We start from the raw sequence: 14,355 nt of genomic DNA, 5'->3' as shown, positions 1-14,355 counted from the left end.
GCAGCGTGGCGGGGCCTGGCGGGGTGGCGGGATCGGCGGCGTCCAAACGGTGTCTCCGTGGCGGCATGGCGCATCCTCGGGGAGCGGCGAAGCCGGCTGCAGCCGCCGTGCCTGTTGCGGTCCCTTGGGACAGCCATCTATTGACATTCCGATTCGCTGCTTTATACCATGAAACATGAATCACTTATCAGGTTGAACGGCCTGATCGGCGATCCCGGAACATGGCCTGCCAATGCCGCCCGGCGCCACGCTTCCGTTGCCGCCCGGCTGCTTTCCAACCGCTTCCCAAACCGTATTTCCGCTTGAGCCAAGGCGCCGATGCCACCGACCGAAGCCTGTGTGATCCCGAAAACCGCGCGCGGCCAGAAGACCCGCGACGCGCTGCTGCGGGCCGCCGAGAAGGTGTTCGGCGAGAAGGGGTACTACGCCGCGTCGATCTCCGAGATCACGCAGGAGGCGCAGGTGGCGATGGGCACCTTCTACCTGTACTTCAAGGACAAGGAAGACGTGTTTCGCGCGCTGGTCCAGCACATGCTGGAACTGGTGCGCGCGCATCTGCGCAAGCATGTCGCGCCGGCCACCACGCAGATCGAGGCCGAACGCCTGGGCCTGAAGGCGTTCCTGTCCTTCGTCTCGCGCCACAAGAACCTGTACCGCATCGTGCTCGACTCCTATTCGGTGGACGAGACGATCTACAGCCAGTACTTCCAGGTCTTCGCCGAGCTGTACAGCCGTCGGCTGACGCGCGCGCAGGAGCTGGGCGAGATCGTCCCCGGCGACGCCGAGGTGCGCGCCTGGTGCCTGATCGGCATCAGCAATTTCCTCGGCATGCGCTATGCGCGCTGGAAGCGGCCGGCCTCGATGGAGAAGGTGGTCGACACCGCGTTCGACCTGATCACGCACGGCCTGGCGCCCCGATGAGAAAGACGCCGACGAGAAAGACCCCGACGAGAAAACCCTAAGCGGTACCAGCCAGGCCAGGACAAAACAAAAAGGACCGAGGAGACAAACAATGGGACCCCACCGCATCGCCCGCCGCACCGCGGCGCGTGCCGCCGCGCTCGCCACTACGCTGGTTACCGCGCTGGCCACCGCGCTGCTGACCACCGGCACCGCCGCCGCCAAGGACATCCGCATCGCCCACGTCTACGACAAGACCGGCGCGCTCGAGGCCTATGCCAAGCAGACCCAGATCGGGCTGATGATGGGGCTCGAATACGCGACCGGCGGCACCATGACGGTCAATGGCCGCAAGCTGGTGGTGATCGAGAAGGACACGCAGGGCAAGCCCGATGTCGCCAAGGCGCAGCTGGCCGCCGCCTACAGCGACGATGGCGCCGATATCGCGGTGGGGCCGACCTCGTCGGGCACCGCGCTGGCGATGCTGCCTGTCGCCGAGGAATATCGCAAGGTGCTGCTGGTCGAGCCCGCGGTGGCCGATTCGATCACCGGCGACAAGTGGAACCGCTACATCTTCCGCACCGGCCGCAATTCCTCGCAGGACGCGATCGCCAATGCGGTCGCGCTCGACAAGCCCGGCGTGCAGATCGCCACGCTGGCGCAGGACTACGCGTTCGGCCGCGACGGCGTCAAGGCGTTCAAGGACGCGCTGAAGCAGGCCAGGGTCGTGCACGAGGAATACCTGCCGACCAACACCACCGATTTCACGGCGGGCGCGCAGCGGCTGTTCGATGCGCTGAAGGACAAGACCGGCCGCAAGGTGATCTTCATCATCTGGGCGGGCGCCGGCAATCCGTTCAAGATTGCCGACCTCGATCCGAAGCGCTACGGCATCGAGATCGCCACCGGCGGCAACATCCTGCCGGCGATGGCGAGCTACAAGAACTTCCCCGGCATGGAAGGCGCGACCTACTACTACTTCGGCATCCCGAAGAATCCCGCCAACCAGTGGCTGGTCGCGAACCACTACAACAAGTACAAGACCCCGCCCGACTTCTTCACTGCCGGCGGCATGGCTTCGGGCATCGCGCTGGTCGAGGCGCTGAAGAAGACCGGCGGCGCCACCGGCACCGAGAAGCTGATCGCGGCAATGGAAGGCATGTCGTTCGACACGCCCAAGGGCCGGATGACCTTCCGCAAGGAGGACCATCAGGCGATGCAGTCGATGTACCACTTCAAGATCAAGGTCGACCCGGCGTTCGCCTGGGGCGTCCCCGAGCTGGTCCGCGAGATCAGGCCCGAGGAGATGCAGGTGCCGATCCGCAACAAGCGGCAATAAGCCGGGGAGCGACCGGTGCAAGCCAGCCCTGCGACCTTCGGCGCCGATCACACCGCCAAGCACGCCGCCGAGCACGCCGCCAGGCACGCCGCCGCGCGGGCCACGGCCGCCGATGGCGCGGCGCCGTTGCCAGGCGGCGATGCGCGGCGCGGACCCGCCGACGCGGCGGCGTCGGCCGGACAGCCGGCGCTGGAGACCCGCGACCTGACGATCCGCTTCGGCGGCCACGTGGCCGTCAACGCGGTGTCGTGCGCGTTTCGCGCCGGCGAGCTGACCTGCATCGTCGGCCCGAACGGCGCGGGCAAGACGACGTACTTCAACCTGATCTCCGGGCAACTCGCGCCGACCGGCGGCCGCATCGCGCTGTACGGCCGCGATATCACCGGCCTGAGCGCGTCGGGCAAGGCGCGCCGCGGCATCGGCCGGGCCTTCCAGCTGACCAGCCTGTTTCCCAATCTGTCGGTGCTGGAGAACGTGCGGCTGGCGGTGCAGGCCCGGGCCCGCATCGGGCTCGATCTGCTGACCGTCTGGAGCAGCCATCGCGGCGTCAATGCCGAGGCCGAGCGCTGCCTGGAACGCGTGGCGCTGGCGGCCAAGCGCGATCTGACCGTGGCCGCGCTGCCGCATGGCGACCAGCGCAAGCTCGAGGTCGCGATCCTGCTGGCGCTGCGCCCGCGCGTGTTCATGTTCGACGAGCCGACCGCCGGCATGAGCGTCGACGAGGTGCCGGTGATCCTCGACCTGATCCGCGAGATCAAGCAGGACCGCTCGCATACCGTGCTGCTGGTCGAACACAAGATGGACGTGGTGCGCTCGCTGGCCGACCGCATCGTCGTGCTGCATAACGGCAGCCTGATGGCCGATGGCGATCCGGCCGAGGTGATCGCGTCGCCGATCGTGCAGCAGGCCTATCTGGGGCTGCCGGCCGACGGGGAGGGCGCGAATGCGTGAAACCATGAGCCAGCCATCCAGCGAAACATCGAGCGAAAACGCCGAGCCGCCGATCCTGCGCCTGCGCGACGTGCAGACCCATATCGGCCCGTATCACATCCTGCACGGCGTCACGCTCGACGTGCCGCGCGGCGGCGTCACGATGCTGCTCGGACGCAACGGCGCGGGCAAGACCACCACGCTGCGCACCGTGATGGGCCTGTGGCGCGCCAGTGCAGGGCGCATCGAATTCGACGGCAAGGACATCGCCGCGCGCGATACGCCCGCGATCGCGCAGGCCGGCATCGGCTACGTGCCGGAGAACATGGGCGTGTTCTCCGACCTGACCGTGGCCGAGAACCTGCGGCTCGCCGCGCGCCAGGGCCCGGCCGATCCGCAGCGGCTCGACTGGGTGCTGCGCATGTTTCCGGCGCTGAAGGTGTTCTGGCATCAGCGCGCCGGTGTGCTGTCCGGCGGCCAGAAGCAGATGCTGTCGGTGGCACGCGCGATCGTCGAGCCGCGCCGGCTGCTGATCGTCGACGAACCGACCAAGGGGCTGGCCCCGGCCATCATCCAGAACATGATCGCGGTATTTCGCGAGCTGAAGCAGACCGACGTATCGATGCTGCTGGTCGAGCAGAACTTCCAGATGGCGCGCGCGGTGGGCGACACGGTGGCCGTGATGGACGACGGCCGCGTCGTGCACGCGGGCACGATGGCCCAGCTCGCGGCCGACGAGGCGCTGCAGCAGCGCCTGCTGGGGCTGTCGCTGGCCGCGCATCAATGACGTCGGCCCGGATGATGTCGGACCTGAAGATATCGGGCCTGATGATGTCGGCCCTGTGCGAGGAAACCGAACCATGACCGCTGGCAGCACCGCGTCCGACCCCGCCACTCCCGTGACCCCCGTCACGCCGGTCACGCCCGATGCCATGCCGCCGGCGAATGCCGCGCATCTGCCGGCCGCACGGCTCGACTGGCTGCCGCTGGCGCTCGCGCCGCTGCTGATGCTGCTGGCATACCCGCTGATCGGCAGCGGTTCGACCTGGCTGACGCTGACGATCGCCGGCCTGGCGATGGGCATGATCGTCTTCGTGGTGTCGTCGGGCCTGACGCTGGTGTTCGGCCTGATGGACGTGCTCAATTTCGGCCATGGCGCCTTTATCGCGCTGGGCGCCTATATCGCGGCCTCGGTACTGCTGCCGCTGGCACCCTGGGTCGAGGCCGACAGCCTGGCGCTGAACCTCGCGGTGTTCGCGCTGGCAATCATTGCCGCGATGGTCGTGGCCGGCGCCTTGGGCCTGGCCTTCGAGCGCGTGGTGGTACGTCCGGTCTATGGCCAGCATCTGAAGCAGATCCTGATCACGATGGGCGGCATGATCGTCGCCGAACAGTTGATCAAGGCGATCTGGGGCCCCGAGACCATCGCGCTGACGCTGCCGGCGAGTTTTCGCGGGGCGGTGCTGCTCGGCGATGCCGCGATCGAGAAATACCGGCTGATCGCGGTGGTGCTCGGGTTGGCGGTCTTCATCGCGATGCTGCTGGTGCTGAACCGCACCCGCATCGGCCTGCTGATCCGCGCCGGCGTCGAGAACCGCGAGATGGTCGAGGCGCTCGGCTACCGCGTGCGCCGGCTGTTCGTCGGCGTGTTCGCGGTCGGCGCGGGGCTGGCCGGCATGGGCGGGGTGCTGTGGGGCCTCTATCAGCAGAACATCACCGCGGCGATCGGCGCGCAGGTCAATGTGCTGATCTTCATCGTGATCATCATCGGCGGACTCGGTTCTACCGCCGGCTGCTTCGTCGGCGCGCTGCTGGTCGGGCTGATGGCCAACTACACCGGCTTCCTGTTCCCCAAGGTCGCGCTGTTCTCCAACATCCTGCTGATGGTGCTGATCCTGCTGTGGCGCCCGCAAGGGCTGTATCCGGTGGCGCGGCGCTGAGGCTTGTCGACGCGTCATATCGCATGACAAAGGAACCGACCGCATCATGATCCGACTGCTCTCCGGCGATACCCCGCGCAGCCGCGTGCTGACGGCGCTGCTGGTGCTTCTGCTGCTGGCGCTGGTCGCCACGCCGTTCCTGATCCCCGGCGCGCGGGCGCTCAACATGGCCGCCAAGATCTGCATCTTCGTGGTGCTGGTGGCGAGCTACGACCTGCTGCTCGGCTACACCGGCATCGTGTCGTTCGCGCATACGATGTTCTTCGGCATCGGCGGCTATGGCGTGGCGATCGCGATGACGCGCTTCGAGCCGGGCTGGGGCGCGCTGCTGGCCGGCGTCGCCGGCGCGCTGATCGTGTCGATGCTGCTGGCGCTGGTGATCGGCCTGTTCTCGCTGCGCGTGCGCGCGATCTTCTTCGCGATGATCACGCTGGCGGTGGCTACCGCGTTCGCCACGCTGGTGTCGCAACTGTCGGCCTGGACCGGCGGCGAGGACGGCCTGTCGTTCAAGGTGCCGGCGCTGCTGACGCCGGGCTTCGCGCTGGAGGACGCCGACGGCGAGGCGCTCGAATGGCTCGGCGTGGCGCTCAACGGCAAGCTGGTTTCGTACTACCTGGTGCTGGCCGGCGCGGCAGTGCTGTTCCTGTTGCTGCTGCGCGTGGTCAACTCGCCGTTCGGCCGCGTGCTGCAGGCCATCCGCGAAAACGACTTCCGTGCCGAGGCGATCGGCTATCGCACTGTGGTCTATCGGACCGTGTCGACCGTGCTGTCGGCGGCGTTCGCGACGCTGGCCGGCGTGCTGATGGCGATCTGGCTGCGCTACAACGGCCCGGATACCTCGCTGTCGTTCGAGATCATGGTCGACATCCTGCTGATCGTGGTAATTGGCGGCATGGGCACGATGTATGGCGCGGTGATCGGCACCGTGCTGTTCCTGCTGGCCCAGACCTACCTGCAGGACGTGATGAAGCTGGCCAGCGAGGCCACCGCGGCGCTGCCGCTGCTGTCGTCGCTGCTGCATCCGGACCGCTGGCTGTTGTGGCTGGGTTTGCTGTTCGTGCTCAGCGTCTATTATTTCCCGCAGGGCATCGTGGGACGTCTGCGCGCCGCGCGATGACGACGATGGCCGGACTGATCATCGCGGTTCACTGCAAGGCGGGACGCTCATGTACGTAGTCGACTGGCTGCACAAGCACGCACAGCATCGCCCCGACAAGATCGCACTGGTCGACGTCGACAGCGGCCGGCAGATCAGCTATCGGCAGTTCGACGAACGCGCCAGCCGCTTCGCCGAATACCTGACCAACACGCTGACGCTCGCCCCGGGCAGCCGCGTCGCCGTGCTCGCGCACAACAGTTCCGACTATCTCGAAATGCTGTACGGCTGCGCCAAGGCCGGCATGGTGATGGTCTGCCTGAACTGGCGGCTGGCGCCGGCCGAGTTGAAGCCGATACTCGACGATTGCACGCCCGAGGTGCTGGTCGCCGGCGACGGCTTTCTTCACATCGTCGCCGAACTGGCACGCGGACGCGCGCTGCGTGCGGTGCTGCATCTGGCCGATGACGAAGCCGCCGACGTACCGGCCGGCTGGACCGAATACGAGGCGGTGCTGGCCGCGGCGTCGGGGAGCCTGATCGAGATGCCTTGCCGCGACGAGCACGAGGTCTGGCATCTGCTTTACACCTCCGGCACCACCGGGCGCCCGAAGGGCGTGATCCAGACCTACGGCATGGTGTTCTTCAACGCCGTGAACGCAACCATCGCGAACCGCATCACGCGCGACGACGTGATGCTCGCGGTGCTGCCGTTCTTCCATACCGGCGGCCTCAATCTGTACGCCAATCCGGTGCTGCATGCCGGCGGCACCGTGCATATCGCGCGCCAGTTCGATGCTGGTGCCACGCTGGCGCGGCTCGATGCACGCTCGGGCGCGGGCATCACGATGTTTTTTGCGGTGCCGTCGATCTACCAGTTCATGAGCCAGCATCCGGAGTTCGAACGCACCGACCTGTCGCGGCTGCGCAGCTGCGCGGCCGGCGGCTCGCCGGTGCCGCTGCCGCTGCTGCAGGCCTGGCAGGCCAAGGGCGTGACGATCTGCTTCGGCTTCGGCATGACCGAGACTGGCCCGACCGTGTTCGTCGCCGACGAGGACACCGCGCGACGCAAGCCGGGCACGATCGGCAAGCCGGTGGGCTCGATGCTGACGCGCGTGGTCGATCCGCTCGGCAACGACGTTCCCCCGGGTGAGCGCGGCGAGCTGCTGATCAAGGGGCCGGGCGTGACACCGGGCTACTGGAACCTGCCCGAGGCGACCGCGGCCGCGCTGCGCGACGGCTGGCTGCATTCGGGAGATATCGCCTATGTCGACGCCGACGGCGACTACTACATCGTCGATCGGGCCAAGGACATGTTCATTTCCGGCGGCGAGAACGTCTATCCGGCCGAGGTCGAGCAGGCGCTGTTCGCGTTGCCGGAGGTCGCCGAGGCCGCGGTGATCGGCGTGGCCGACGCGCGCTGGGGCGAGGTCGGCATGGCGCTGCTGGTGCTCAAGCCCGGCGCGCAGCTGACCGCGGACGACGCGATCGCGCACTGCCGGCAACGGCTGGCGGGCTACAAGGTGCCGCGCCATGTGCGCGTGGTCGATGCGTTGCCGCGCACGCCGTCGGGCAAGATCGAAAAACACAAGCTGCGCATGCAATACGGGCAGCAATGATGCGGCGCTCGCATGCGGCGTTGCCATGCAAGGAGACCACGATGCAGCACAGAGACGGAAGCGAGGTGGCGGGGCAACGGCGCGGCGACGTCGGCAAGGGCCGGGCAACGGCCGGAGCGGGAGGATGGGGAGGATCGGGAGGGTCGGGAAGGCGGATGTTGCTGATCCCGCTGGCCTGCATGGCGCTGGTTGCCTGCGGCTCGGATGATGACGACGACCATCGCGCGCCAGTCAACCAGCGGCCGGCCTATATCGGCGCGCTGACGGTGCACGACTACGACGGCAGCGCCGACGATCTGCTGACCGCCGGCCTGGGCAAGGACGGGCTGGCCGCCGCCACGCCGCCGCTGCCGGCCGATCCCAATGCGCCGACCCGCACCGAACTGCGCCGCTATGCGATCTGGAGCAACTACCAGGCGCTGGTCGATGTCAGCGCGGCCGGCGGCTACGGCACGCTGTACGGGCCCAACGTCGATGCGCAGGGCAACGTCACCGGCGGGCAGGGCAAGATCCCCGGCGTCGAGTATCTGGCCTATGCCGACGACGGCAGCGGCCGGCAGAACGTCACGATGATGGTGCAGATCCCGGCCAGCTTCGATCCGGCCAAGCCGTGCCTGATCACGGCCACCTCGTCGGGTTCGCGCGGCGTCTATGGCGGCATCTCGACCGGCGAATGGGGCCTGAAGCGCGGTTGCGCGGTCGCCTATACCGACAAGGGCACCGGCGCCGCGCCGCACGATCTGGGCAACGACACGGTCCCCCTGATCGACGGCACCCGCACCAGCCGCACAGCGGCCGGCCGCGACGCGCATTTCGCCGCGCCGATCGACGACAACGCGCGCGCCGCCTTCAACGCCGCGGCGCCGCATCGGCTGGCCTTCAAGCATGCGCACTCGCAGCGCAATCCCGAGAAGGACTGGGGTCTGTTCACGCTGCAGGCAATCGAATTCGGCATCTGGGCCATCAACGATCGCCACGGCGAGATGCGCGACGGCCAGCGCCGCCGAACCATCGACAAGGACAAGCTGCTGGTGATTGCCTCCAGCCTGTCCAATGGCGGCGGTGCGGCGGTGGCCGCGGCCGAGGCCGACCTGCAGGGGCTGATCGACGGCGTCGCGGTCAGCGAGCCGAACCTGAACATGCCGCGCGATGCCGGCATCGCGGTGCGGCGCGGCGGCGCGCCGGTGGCCGTCAACGGCCGCACGCTGTACGACTACACGACGATGGCCAACCTGCTGCAGCTGTGCGCGGCGCAGGACCCGGCCAACGCGCAGGCGCCGGCGGTCGGCTTCTACGCGACGCTGGGCAGCATCCCCGCCAACCGTTGCGCCGCGCTGGCCAGCGCCGGCATCATCCGGGGCGCCACGCTCGCCGAGCAGGCGGCCAGCGCCCAGCAGACGCTGCGCGACTACGGCTGGGAGCCGGAGTCGGCGGTGCTGCACGCCTCGCTGGGCTTCTTCGAGGTGGCCAGCGCGGTGTCGGTGACCTATGCCAATGCGCTGTCGCGCGCCAGCGTGACCGACCGGCTGTGCGGCTACAGCTTCAGCGGCATCAACGCCGCATTCGAGCCCGCGCCGGTGACCCAGGCGCAGATGGCCAACATGTTCGCCACCGGCAACGGCGTGCCGCCTTCGTCCGGCGTGCAGCTGATCAACGACCTGGACCCGCGCGGTCCGCGCCGCGATCTGCTGTCGCGCTCGCCCGGCTCGCCGGTCGACGACGCGAACACGTCGGGCGCCCGCTGCCTGCGCGACCTGGTGACCGGCAACTCGCCGCAGGCCCTTGCGCTGCAGGTGGGCGAGCGCCTGACCTTGCGCAACGGCAATCTGCGCGGCAAGCCCGCGCTGATCGTGCATGGCCGCGACGACGCGCTGCTGCCGGTCAACCATACCTCGCGCCCGTACCTGGGCCTGAACCGTCAGCGCGAGGGCGCGGCCAGCCGGCTGTCGTACATCGAGGTGACCAACGCCCAGCACTTCGACGCCTTCAATGCGCTGGTGCCGGGCTATGGCAATCGCTATGTGCCGCTGCACCTGTACCTGAACCGCGCGCTCGACGCGATGTATGACCATCTGCGCAGCGGCACGCCGCTGCCGCCGTCGCAGGTGGTGCGCACGGTGCCGCGCGGCGGCGCGCCGAATACGCCGGCGCCGGCGATTCAGCCTTCCAATGTGCCGGGCTTTGCCGCCAACCCTGCCGCCGGCGACCGCATCGAGGTCACGGGCGGCATCGTCGAGGTACCGCAGTGACGATGGCAACGAGGCAGCCTGCGGTGTCGTCCCTGCGCGGTGCACCGCGCGTGCTGACGCAGGACGACTTCGATCGCTTCGCGCGCCTGTCGCGCGACGACAATCCGATCCACTGCGATCCGGCGTTCGCGCGCGGCACGCATTTCGGCGCCACCGTCGCGCACGGCATGCTGCTGTTCTCGCTGCTGTGCGCGCAGATGCAGCGCGGCCGCGCGGGGCCAGTGCTGCCGCTGGCGCAGACGCTGATGTTTCCGCAGCCGACCTACGTCGGCGACGGCGTGGTGGCGGAAGTGGTGCCGGGGGAGGGCGCAGCGGGGCGGGTCGCGCTGCGGACCGCGATCCGCTGCGTCCAGCGCGGCGGCCGCGCGGTGTCGGCCGACGAGGCGCCGGTCACGGCGAGCGGCGAGGCCGAGCTGCTGCTCGACCCCGATGCCGCCGCGCTCGCCGGCCCGCTGATCGACGGCGCGGCGGGCTCGGTCGCCGCCGTGGCCGGCGATGCGGCGCTGTATCACCTCAGGCCGGGGCAGCAGGCCGACGCCGTGCGCAGCTTCGAGCGCGCCGATATCGACGACTATGTGGCCCTCAGCGAGGATGCCAATCCGCTCTACACGGATCCGGCCCTGGCCAGGCGCCGCGGCTTCGACGGTCCGGTGCTGCCACTGCCGCTGCTGGCCGGCATGTTCTCCGACCTGCTGGGCACCCGGCTGCCGGGGCGCGGCACCGGCTGGATGAAGCAGTCGCTGCGGCTGCGCGCGGCGGCCCGGCTGGGCGAGCCGCTGCGGGCGTCGGTGCGGATCGTGCGGCTGCGCACCGACAAGGAGCTGGTCAATCTGGCCACCGACATCACCGGCGAGGGCGGCCGGCTGGTGCTGCAGGGCGAGGCGCTGGTGCTGGTACGCAATCTGGAGAAAAAGGGGGCGGGCGGAGCCGAGGACCTCGGTCAGGACCGGCCGGCCGCGGTGTCCTCCTGAGCGGTGCGATGGCGCGCTGCTTGCGCCACATCAAATGACGCAGCGCTTCGTCTTGAAATGTCACGGCAAAGCCCTATCTTCGGCAGTGACATCCGGTGTCCTGCCGGCCGACGACGCGTTGCGCACCGACTGCGCCGCGGGGGCCGCCTCGGGACACGTATCCCAGAGAGGGTTTCCCTATGCGTCTTGACAAACTGACTACCCGATTCCAGGAAGCGCTGGCCGATGCCCAGTCCCTGGCCATCGGCAACGACAACCAATACATCGAACCGCAGCACCTGTTGCGCGCGCTGCTGGCGCAGAACGACGGCTCGGCGCGCGCGCTGCTGTCGCGCGCGGGCGTCAACATCAACGGCCTGGCCAGCGCGCTCGACGCCGCCATCAAGCGGCTGCCGCAGGTGCAGGGCACCAGCGAGGTCCAGCTCGGCCGCGAACTGGCGGCGCTGTTCAACGCCACCGAGAAGGAGGCGATCAAACGCGGCGACCAGTTCGTCGCCAGCGAGCTGTTCCTGCTCGCGGTCGCCGACGACAAGGGCGAGACCGGCCGCATCGCGCGCGAGCACGGCATGAGCCGCAAGTCGCTGGAGGCGGCAATCGACGCCGTGCGCGGCGGCGAGTCGGTCAACAGCGCCGACGCCGAGGCCCAGCGCGAGGCGCTGAAGAAATACACGATCGACCTGACCGAGCGCGCCCGCCTGGGCAAGCTCGATCCGGTGATCGGCCGCGACGACGAGATCCGCCGCGCGATCCAGATCCTGCAGCGCCGCACCAAGAACAACCCGGTGCTGATCGGCGAGCCCGGCGTCGGCAAGACCGCGATCGTCGAAGGGCTGGCGCAGCGCATCGTCAACGGCGAAGTGCCCGAAACGCTGAAGAACAAGCGCGTGCTGGTGCTCGACATGGCCGGCCTGCTGGCCGGGGCCAAGTACCGCGGCGAGTTCGAGGAGCGCCTGAAGGCGGTGCTGTCCGATATCGCCAAGGACGAGGGCCAGACCATCGTCTTCATCGACGAGATCCACACGATGGTCGGCGCCGGCAAGGCCGAGGGCGCGATCGACGCCGGCAACATGCTCAAGCCCGCGCTGGCGCGCGGCGAGCTGCACTGCATCGGCGCGACCACGCTGGACGAGTATCGCAAGTACATCGAGAAGGATGCCGCGCTGGAGCGCCGCTTCCAGAAGGTGCTGGTCGACGAGCCGACGGTCGAGGCGACCATCGCGATCCTGCGTGGTCTGCAGGAAAAGTACGAGCTGCACCACGGTGTCGAGATCACCGACCCGGCCATCGTCGCCGCGGCCGAGTTGTCGCACCGCTATATCACCGACCGTTTCCTGCCCGACAAGGCGATCGACCTGATCGACGAGGCGGCTGCGCGCATCAAGATGGAAATCGACTCCAAGCCGGAGGAGATGGACAAGCTCGAGCGCCGCACGATCCAGCTGAAGATCGAGCGCGAGGCGGTCAAGAAGGAAACCGACGAGGCCTCGCGCAAGCGGCTCGAACTGATCGAGCAGGAGATCGCACGGCTCGAAAAGGAGTACGCCGACCTCGACGAGATCTGGAAGGCCGAGAAGGGCGCGGCCCAGGGCGCCGCTGCGCTGAAGGAGGAGATCGACAAGATCCGCCTCGAGATCGCGCGGCTGCAACGCGAGGGCAAGCTCGACAAGGTCGCCGAGCTGCAGTACGGCAAGCTGCCGGAACTCGAAGGCAAGCTCAAGGCCGCCACCGCGGCCGAGGCCAGCGAGCAGAAGCAGCCCAACCGGCTGCTGCGCACGCAGGTCGGCGCCGAGGAGATTGCCGAGGTGGTCAGCCGCGCGACCGGCATTCCGGTCGCCAAGATGATGCAGGGCGAGCGCGAGAAGCTGATTGCGATGGAGGACTATCTGCACAAGCGGGTGGTCGGCCAGGACGAGGCCGTGCGGCTGGTGTCCGACGCGATCCGCCGTTCGCGCGCGGGGCTGTCCGACGAGAACAAGCCTTATGGCTCGTTCCTGTTCCTCGGCCCGACCGGCGTCGGCAAGACCGAGCTGTGCAAGGCGCTGGCCGAGTTCCTGTTCGATTCGCAGGAGCATCTGATCCGCATCGACATGAGCGAATTCATGGAGAAGCACAGCGTGTCGCGGCTGATCGGCGCGCCGCCGGGCTATGTCGGCTACGAGGAAGGGGGCTACCTGACCGAAGCGGTGCGGCGCAAGCCGTATAGCGTGGTGCTGCTCGACGAAGTCGAGAAGGCCCATCCGGACGTGTTCAACGTGCTGCTGCAGGTGCTCGACGATGGCAGGCTGACCGATGGCCAGGGACGCACCGTGGACTTCAAGAACACGGTGATCGTGATGACCTCGAACCTGGGCTCGCAGATCATCCAGCAGATGACCGGCGAACCGCACGAGGCGATCAAGGGCGCGGTGTGGCAGGAGGTCAAGACGCAGTTCCGGCCGGAGTTCCTGAACCGCATCGACGAAGTGGTGGTGTTCCACGCGCTCGACCAGAAGCACATCGAGTCGATCGCGAAGATCCAGCTGCAGCGCCTGCAAGCGCGCCTGGCGCGGATGGACATGGCGCTGGAAGTCAGCGACGCGGCCCTCGAGCGCATCGCCAGCGCGGGCTACGATCCGATGTTCGGCGCGCGGCCGCTGAAGCGCGCGATCCAGCAGCAGATCGAAAACCCGGTCGCACGGCTGATCCTGGAAGGCAAGTTCGCCGCCAAGGATGTGGTGCCGGTGGACTACCGGGATGGGGAGTTCACGTTTGGGCGGGTGGTGCATTGAAGGTCGTCATGTCGCCACCGGTTGAAACCACCTCCCTCTCCCCAACCCTCTCCCCCTGAGGGGGAGAGGGGGGTACACCTACCGATTCGGGACCGCTTGTGGCATCAGCAACCAAGGTTTGGGACGTCGCGGACCATCTGAAGACCGAACGCGACATGGCGTCATATCTCGAGGCTTGTCTCGAGGAAAGGGACAGTGAGCTTGTTGCCCTTGCGCTGGACGACATTGCGCGCGCGAAAGCGATGCATCGGAACGCAACTCTTGACCTGGATCAACCGCCGTCGGCCGCCCGGCCGCTAACATCGACTCCGTCATGAAGCTGCGGGGGCGCACTTCATGACTTGTCTACCCGTTTCCTTCCTGGAAACTTGACCCGCGGTGCTCCCGTACCGCGGGTTTTTTCTTTTGGCTGCCGCCCGGCAGCGCCATCACCCGGCCGTTTGGCGCCTTATGCGAAAAACGTGCTTGGATCGGCGAAACCATTCGTTCCTCGTCGCCTTGCCCGCCGGTAGCCTCGATGCTATCGCGATGGCCCATGCATGCC

Annotated in this window: 11 protein-coding genes; all 11 read left to right on the top strand. The window is 68.1% G+C overall.

Annotated features, from left to right (window positions below):
- Nucleotides 1-318 precede the first annotated feature (318 nt).
- Nucleotides 319-921, top strand: coding sequence for a TetR/AcrR family transcriptional regulator (locus tag HTY53_RS14720; RefSeq protein ID WP_174107341.1), 603 nt, complete (start codon nucleotides 319-321; stop codon nucleotides 919-921).
- A 91-nt stretch (nucleotides 922-1,012) separates the two neighbouring features.
- Nucleotides 1,013-2,239 (top strand): substrate-binding domain-containing protein, encoded by a 1,227-nt coding sequence (locus HTY53_RS14715; protein ID WP_254599961.1) that lies wholly within the window; start codon nucleotides 1,013-1,015, stop codon nucleotides 2,237-2,239.
- A gap of 189 nt (nucleotides 2,240-2,428) precedes the next feature.
- Nucleotides 2,429-3,190 carry an ABC transporter ATP-binding protein gene (locus tag HTY53_RS14710; RefSeq protein WP_238511857.1) on the top strand — a complete coding sequence of 254 codons (762 nt, stop codon included), beginning with the start codon at nucleotides 2,429-2,431 and terminating at the stop codon, nucleotides 3,188-3,190.
- Nucleotides 3,191-3,194: 4 nt separating this feature from the next.
- Nucleotides 3,195-3,956, top strand: coding sequence for an ABC transporter ATP-binding protein (locus HTY53_RS14705; RefSeq protein ID WP_174107340.1), 762 nt, complete (start codon nucleotides 3,195-3,197; stop codon nucleotides 3,954-3,956).
- Nucleotides 3,957-4,101: 145 nt separating this feature from the next.
- Nucleotides 4,102-5,109 (top strand): branched-chain amino acid ABC transporter permease, encoded by a 1,008-nt coding sequence (locus tag HTY53_RS14700; RefSeq protein WP_174107354.1) that lies wholly within the window; start codon nucleotides 4,102-4,104, stop codon nucleotides 5,107-5,109.
- Nucleotides 5,110-5,155: 46 nt separating this feature from the next.
- Nucleotides 5,156-6,226, top strand: coding sequence for a branched-chain amino acid ABC transporter permease (locus HTY53_RS14695; RefSeq protein WP_174107339.1), 1,071 nt, complete (start codon nucleotides 5,156-5,158; stop codon nucleotides 6,224-6,226).
- A 49-nt stretch (nucleotides 6,227-6,275) separates the two neighbouring features.
- Nucleotides 6,276-7,823, top strand: a complete 1,548-nt coding sequence (locus tag HTY53_RS14690; RefSeq protein ID WP_174107338.1) for an acyl-CoA synthetase — start codon at nucleotides 6,276-6,278, stop codon at nucleotides 7,821-7,823.
- 155 nt (nucleotides 7,824-7,978) lie between these two features.
- Nucleotides 7,979-10,072 carry a D-(-)-3-hydroxybutyrate oligomer hydrolase gene (locus tag HTY53_RS14685; protein ID WP_438820963.1) on the top strand — a complete coding sequence of 698 codons (2,094 nt, stop codon included), beginning with the start codon at nucleotides 7,979-7,981 and terminating at the stop codon, nucleotides 10,070-10,072.
- A gap of 2 nt (nucleotides 10,073-10,074) precedes the next feature.
- Entirely contained in the window at nucleotides 10,075-11,043 is a 969-nt protein-coding gene (locus tag HTY53_RS14680) for a MaoC/PaaZ C-terminal domain-containing protein (protein ID WP_174107336.1), read from the top strand.
- A gap of 179 nt (nucleotides 11,044-11,222) precedes the next feature.
- Nucleotides 11,223-13,811: an ATP-dependent chaperone ClpB gene (gene clpB / locus HTY53_RS14675; protein WP_174107335.1), complete on the top strand. Its 2,589-nt coding sequence runs from the start codon at nucleotides 11,223-11,225 to the stop codon at nucleotides 13,809-13,811.
- A 98-nt stretch (nucleotides 13,812-13,909) separates the two neighbouring features.
- The gene (locus HTY53_RS25060; RefSeq protein ID WP_368041001.1) at nucleotides 13,910-14,128 is read left to right on the top strand and encodes a DNA-binding protein; all 219 of its coding nucleotides are present in this window, start codon (nucleotides 13,910-13,912) and stop codon (nucleotides 14,126-14,128) included.
- The last annotated feature ends 227 nt before the right edge of the window (nucleotides 14,129-14,355 follow it).

The sequence above is a fragment of the Cupriavidus gilardii genome, assembly GCF_013314895.1.
Lineage (GTDB): Bacteria > Pseudomonadota > Gammaproteobacteria > Burkholderiales > Burkholderiaceae > Cupriavidus > Cupriavidus gilardii_C.
Note: the sequence above shows the minus strand (reverse complement) of the source record. Positions and strands in the feature narration are given on the sequence as shown.

Excerpts from the sequence above, each read along its gene's own strand:
- HTY53_RS14720 (WP_174107341.1), top strand. The coding sequence starts at position 319 with ATGCCACCGACCGAAGCCTGTGTGATCCCGAAAACCGCGCGCGGCCAG.
- HTY53_RS14715 (WP_254599961.1), top strand. The coding sequence starts at position 1,013 with ATGGGACCCCACCGCATCGCCCGCCGCACCGCGGCGCGTGCCGCCGCG.
- HTY53_RS14705 (WP_174107340.1), top strand. The coding sequence starts at position 3,195 with ATGAGCCAGCCATCCAGCGAAACATCGAGCGAAAACGCCGAGCCGCCG.
- HTY53_RS14700 (WP_174107354.1), top strand. The coding sequence starts at position 4,102 with ATGCCGCCGGCGAATGCCGCGCATCTGCCGGCCGCACGGCTCGACTGG.
- HTY53_RS14695 (WP_174107339.1), top strand. The coding sequence starts at position 5,156 with ATGATCCGACTGCTCTCCGGCGATACCCCGCGCAGCCGCGTGCTGACG.
- HTY53_RS14690 (WP_174107338.1), top strand. The coding sequence starts at position 6,276 with ATGTACGTAGTCGACTGGCTGCACAAGCACGCACAGCATCGCCCCGAC.
- HTY53_RS14685 (WP_438820963.1), top strand. The coding sequence starts at position 7,979 with ATGTTGCTGATCCCGCTGGCCTGCATGGCGCTGGTTGCCTGCGGCTCG.
- HTY53_RS14680 (WP_174107336.1), top strand. The coding sequence starts at position 10,075 with ATGGCAACGAGGCAGCCTGCGGTGTCGTCCCTGCGCGGTGCACCGCGC.
- clpB (WP_174107335.1), top strand. The coding sequence starts at position 11,223 with ATGCGTCTTGACAAACTGACTACCCGATTCCAGGAAGCGCTGGCCGAT.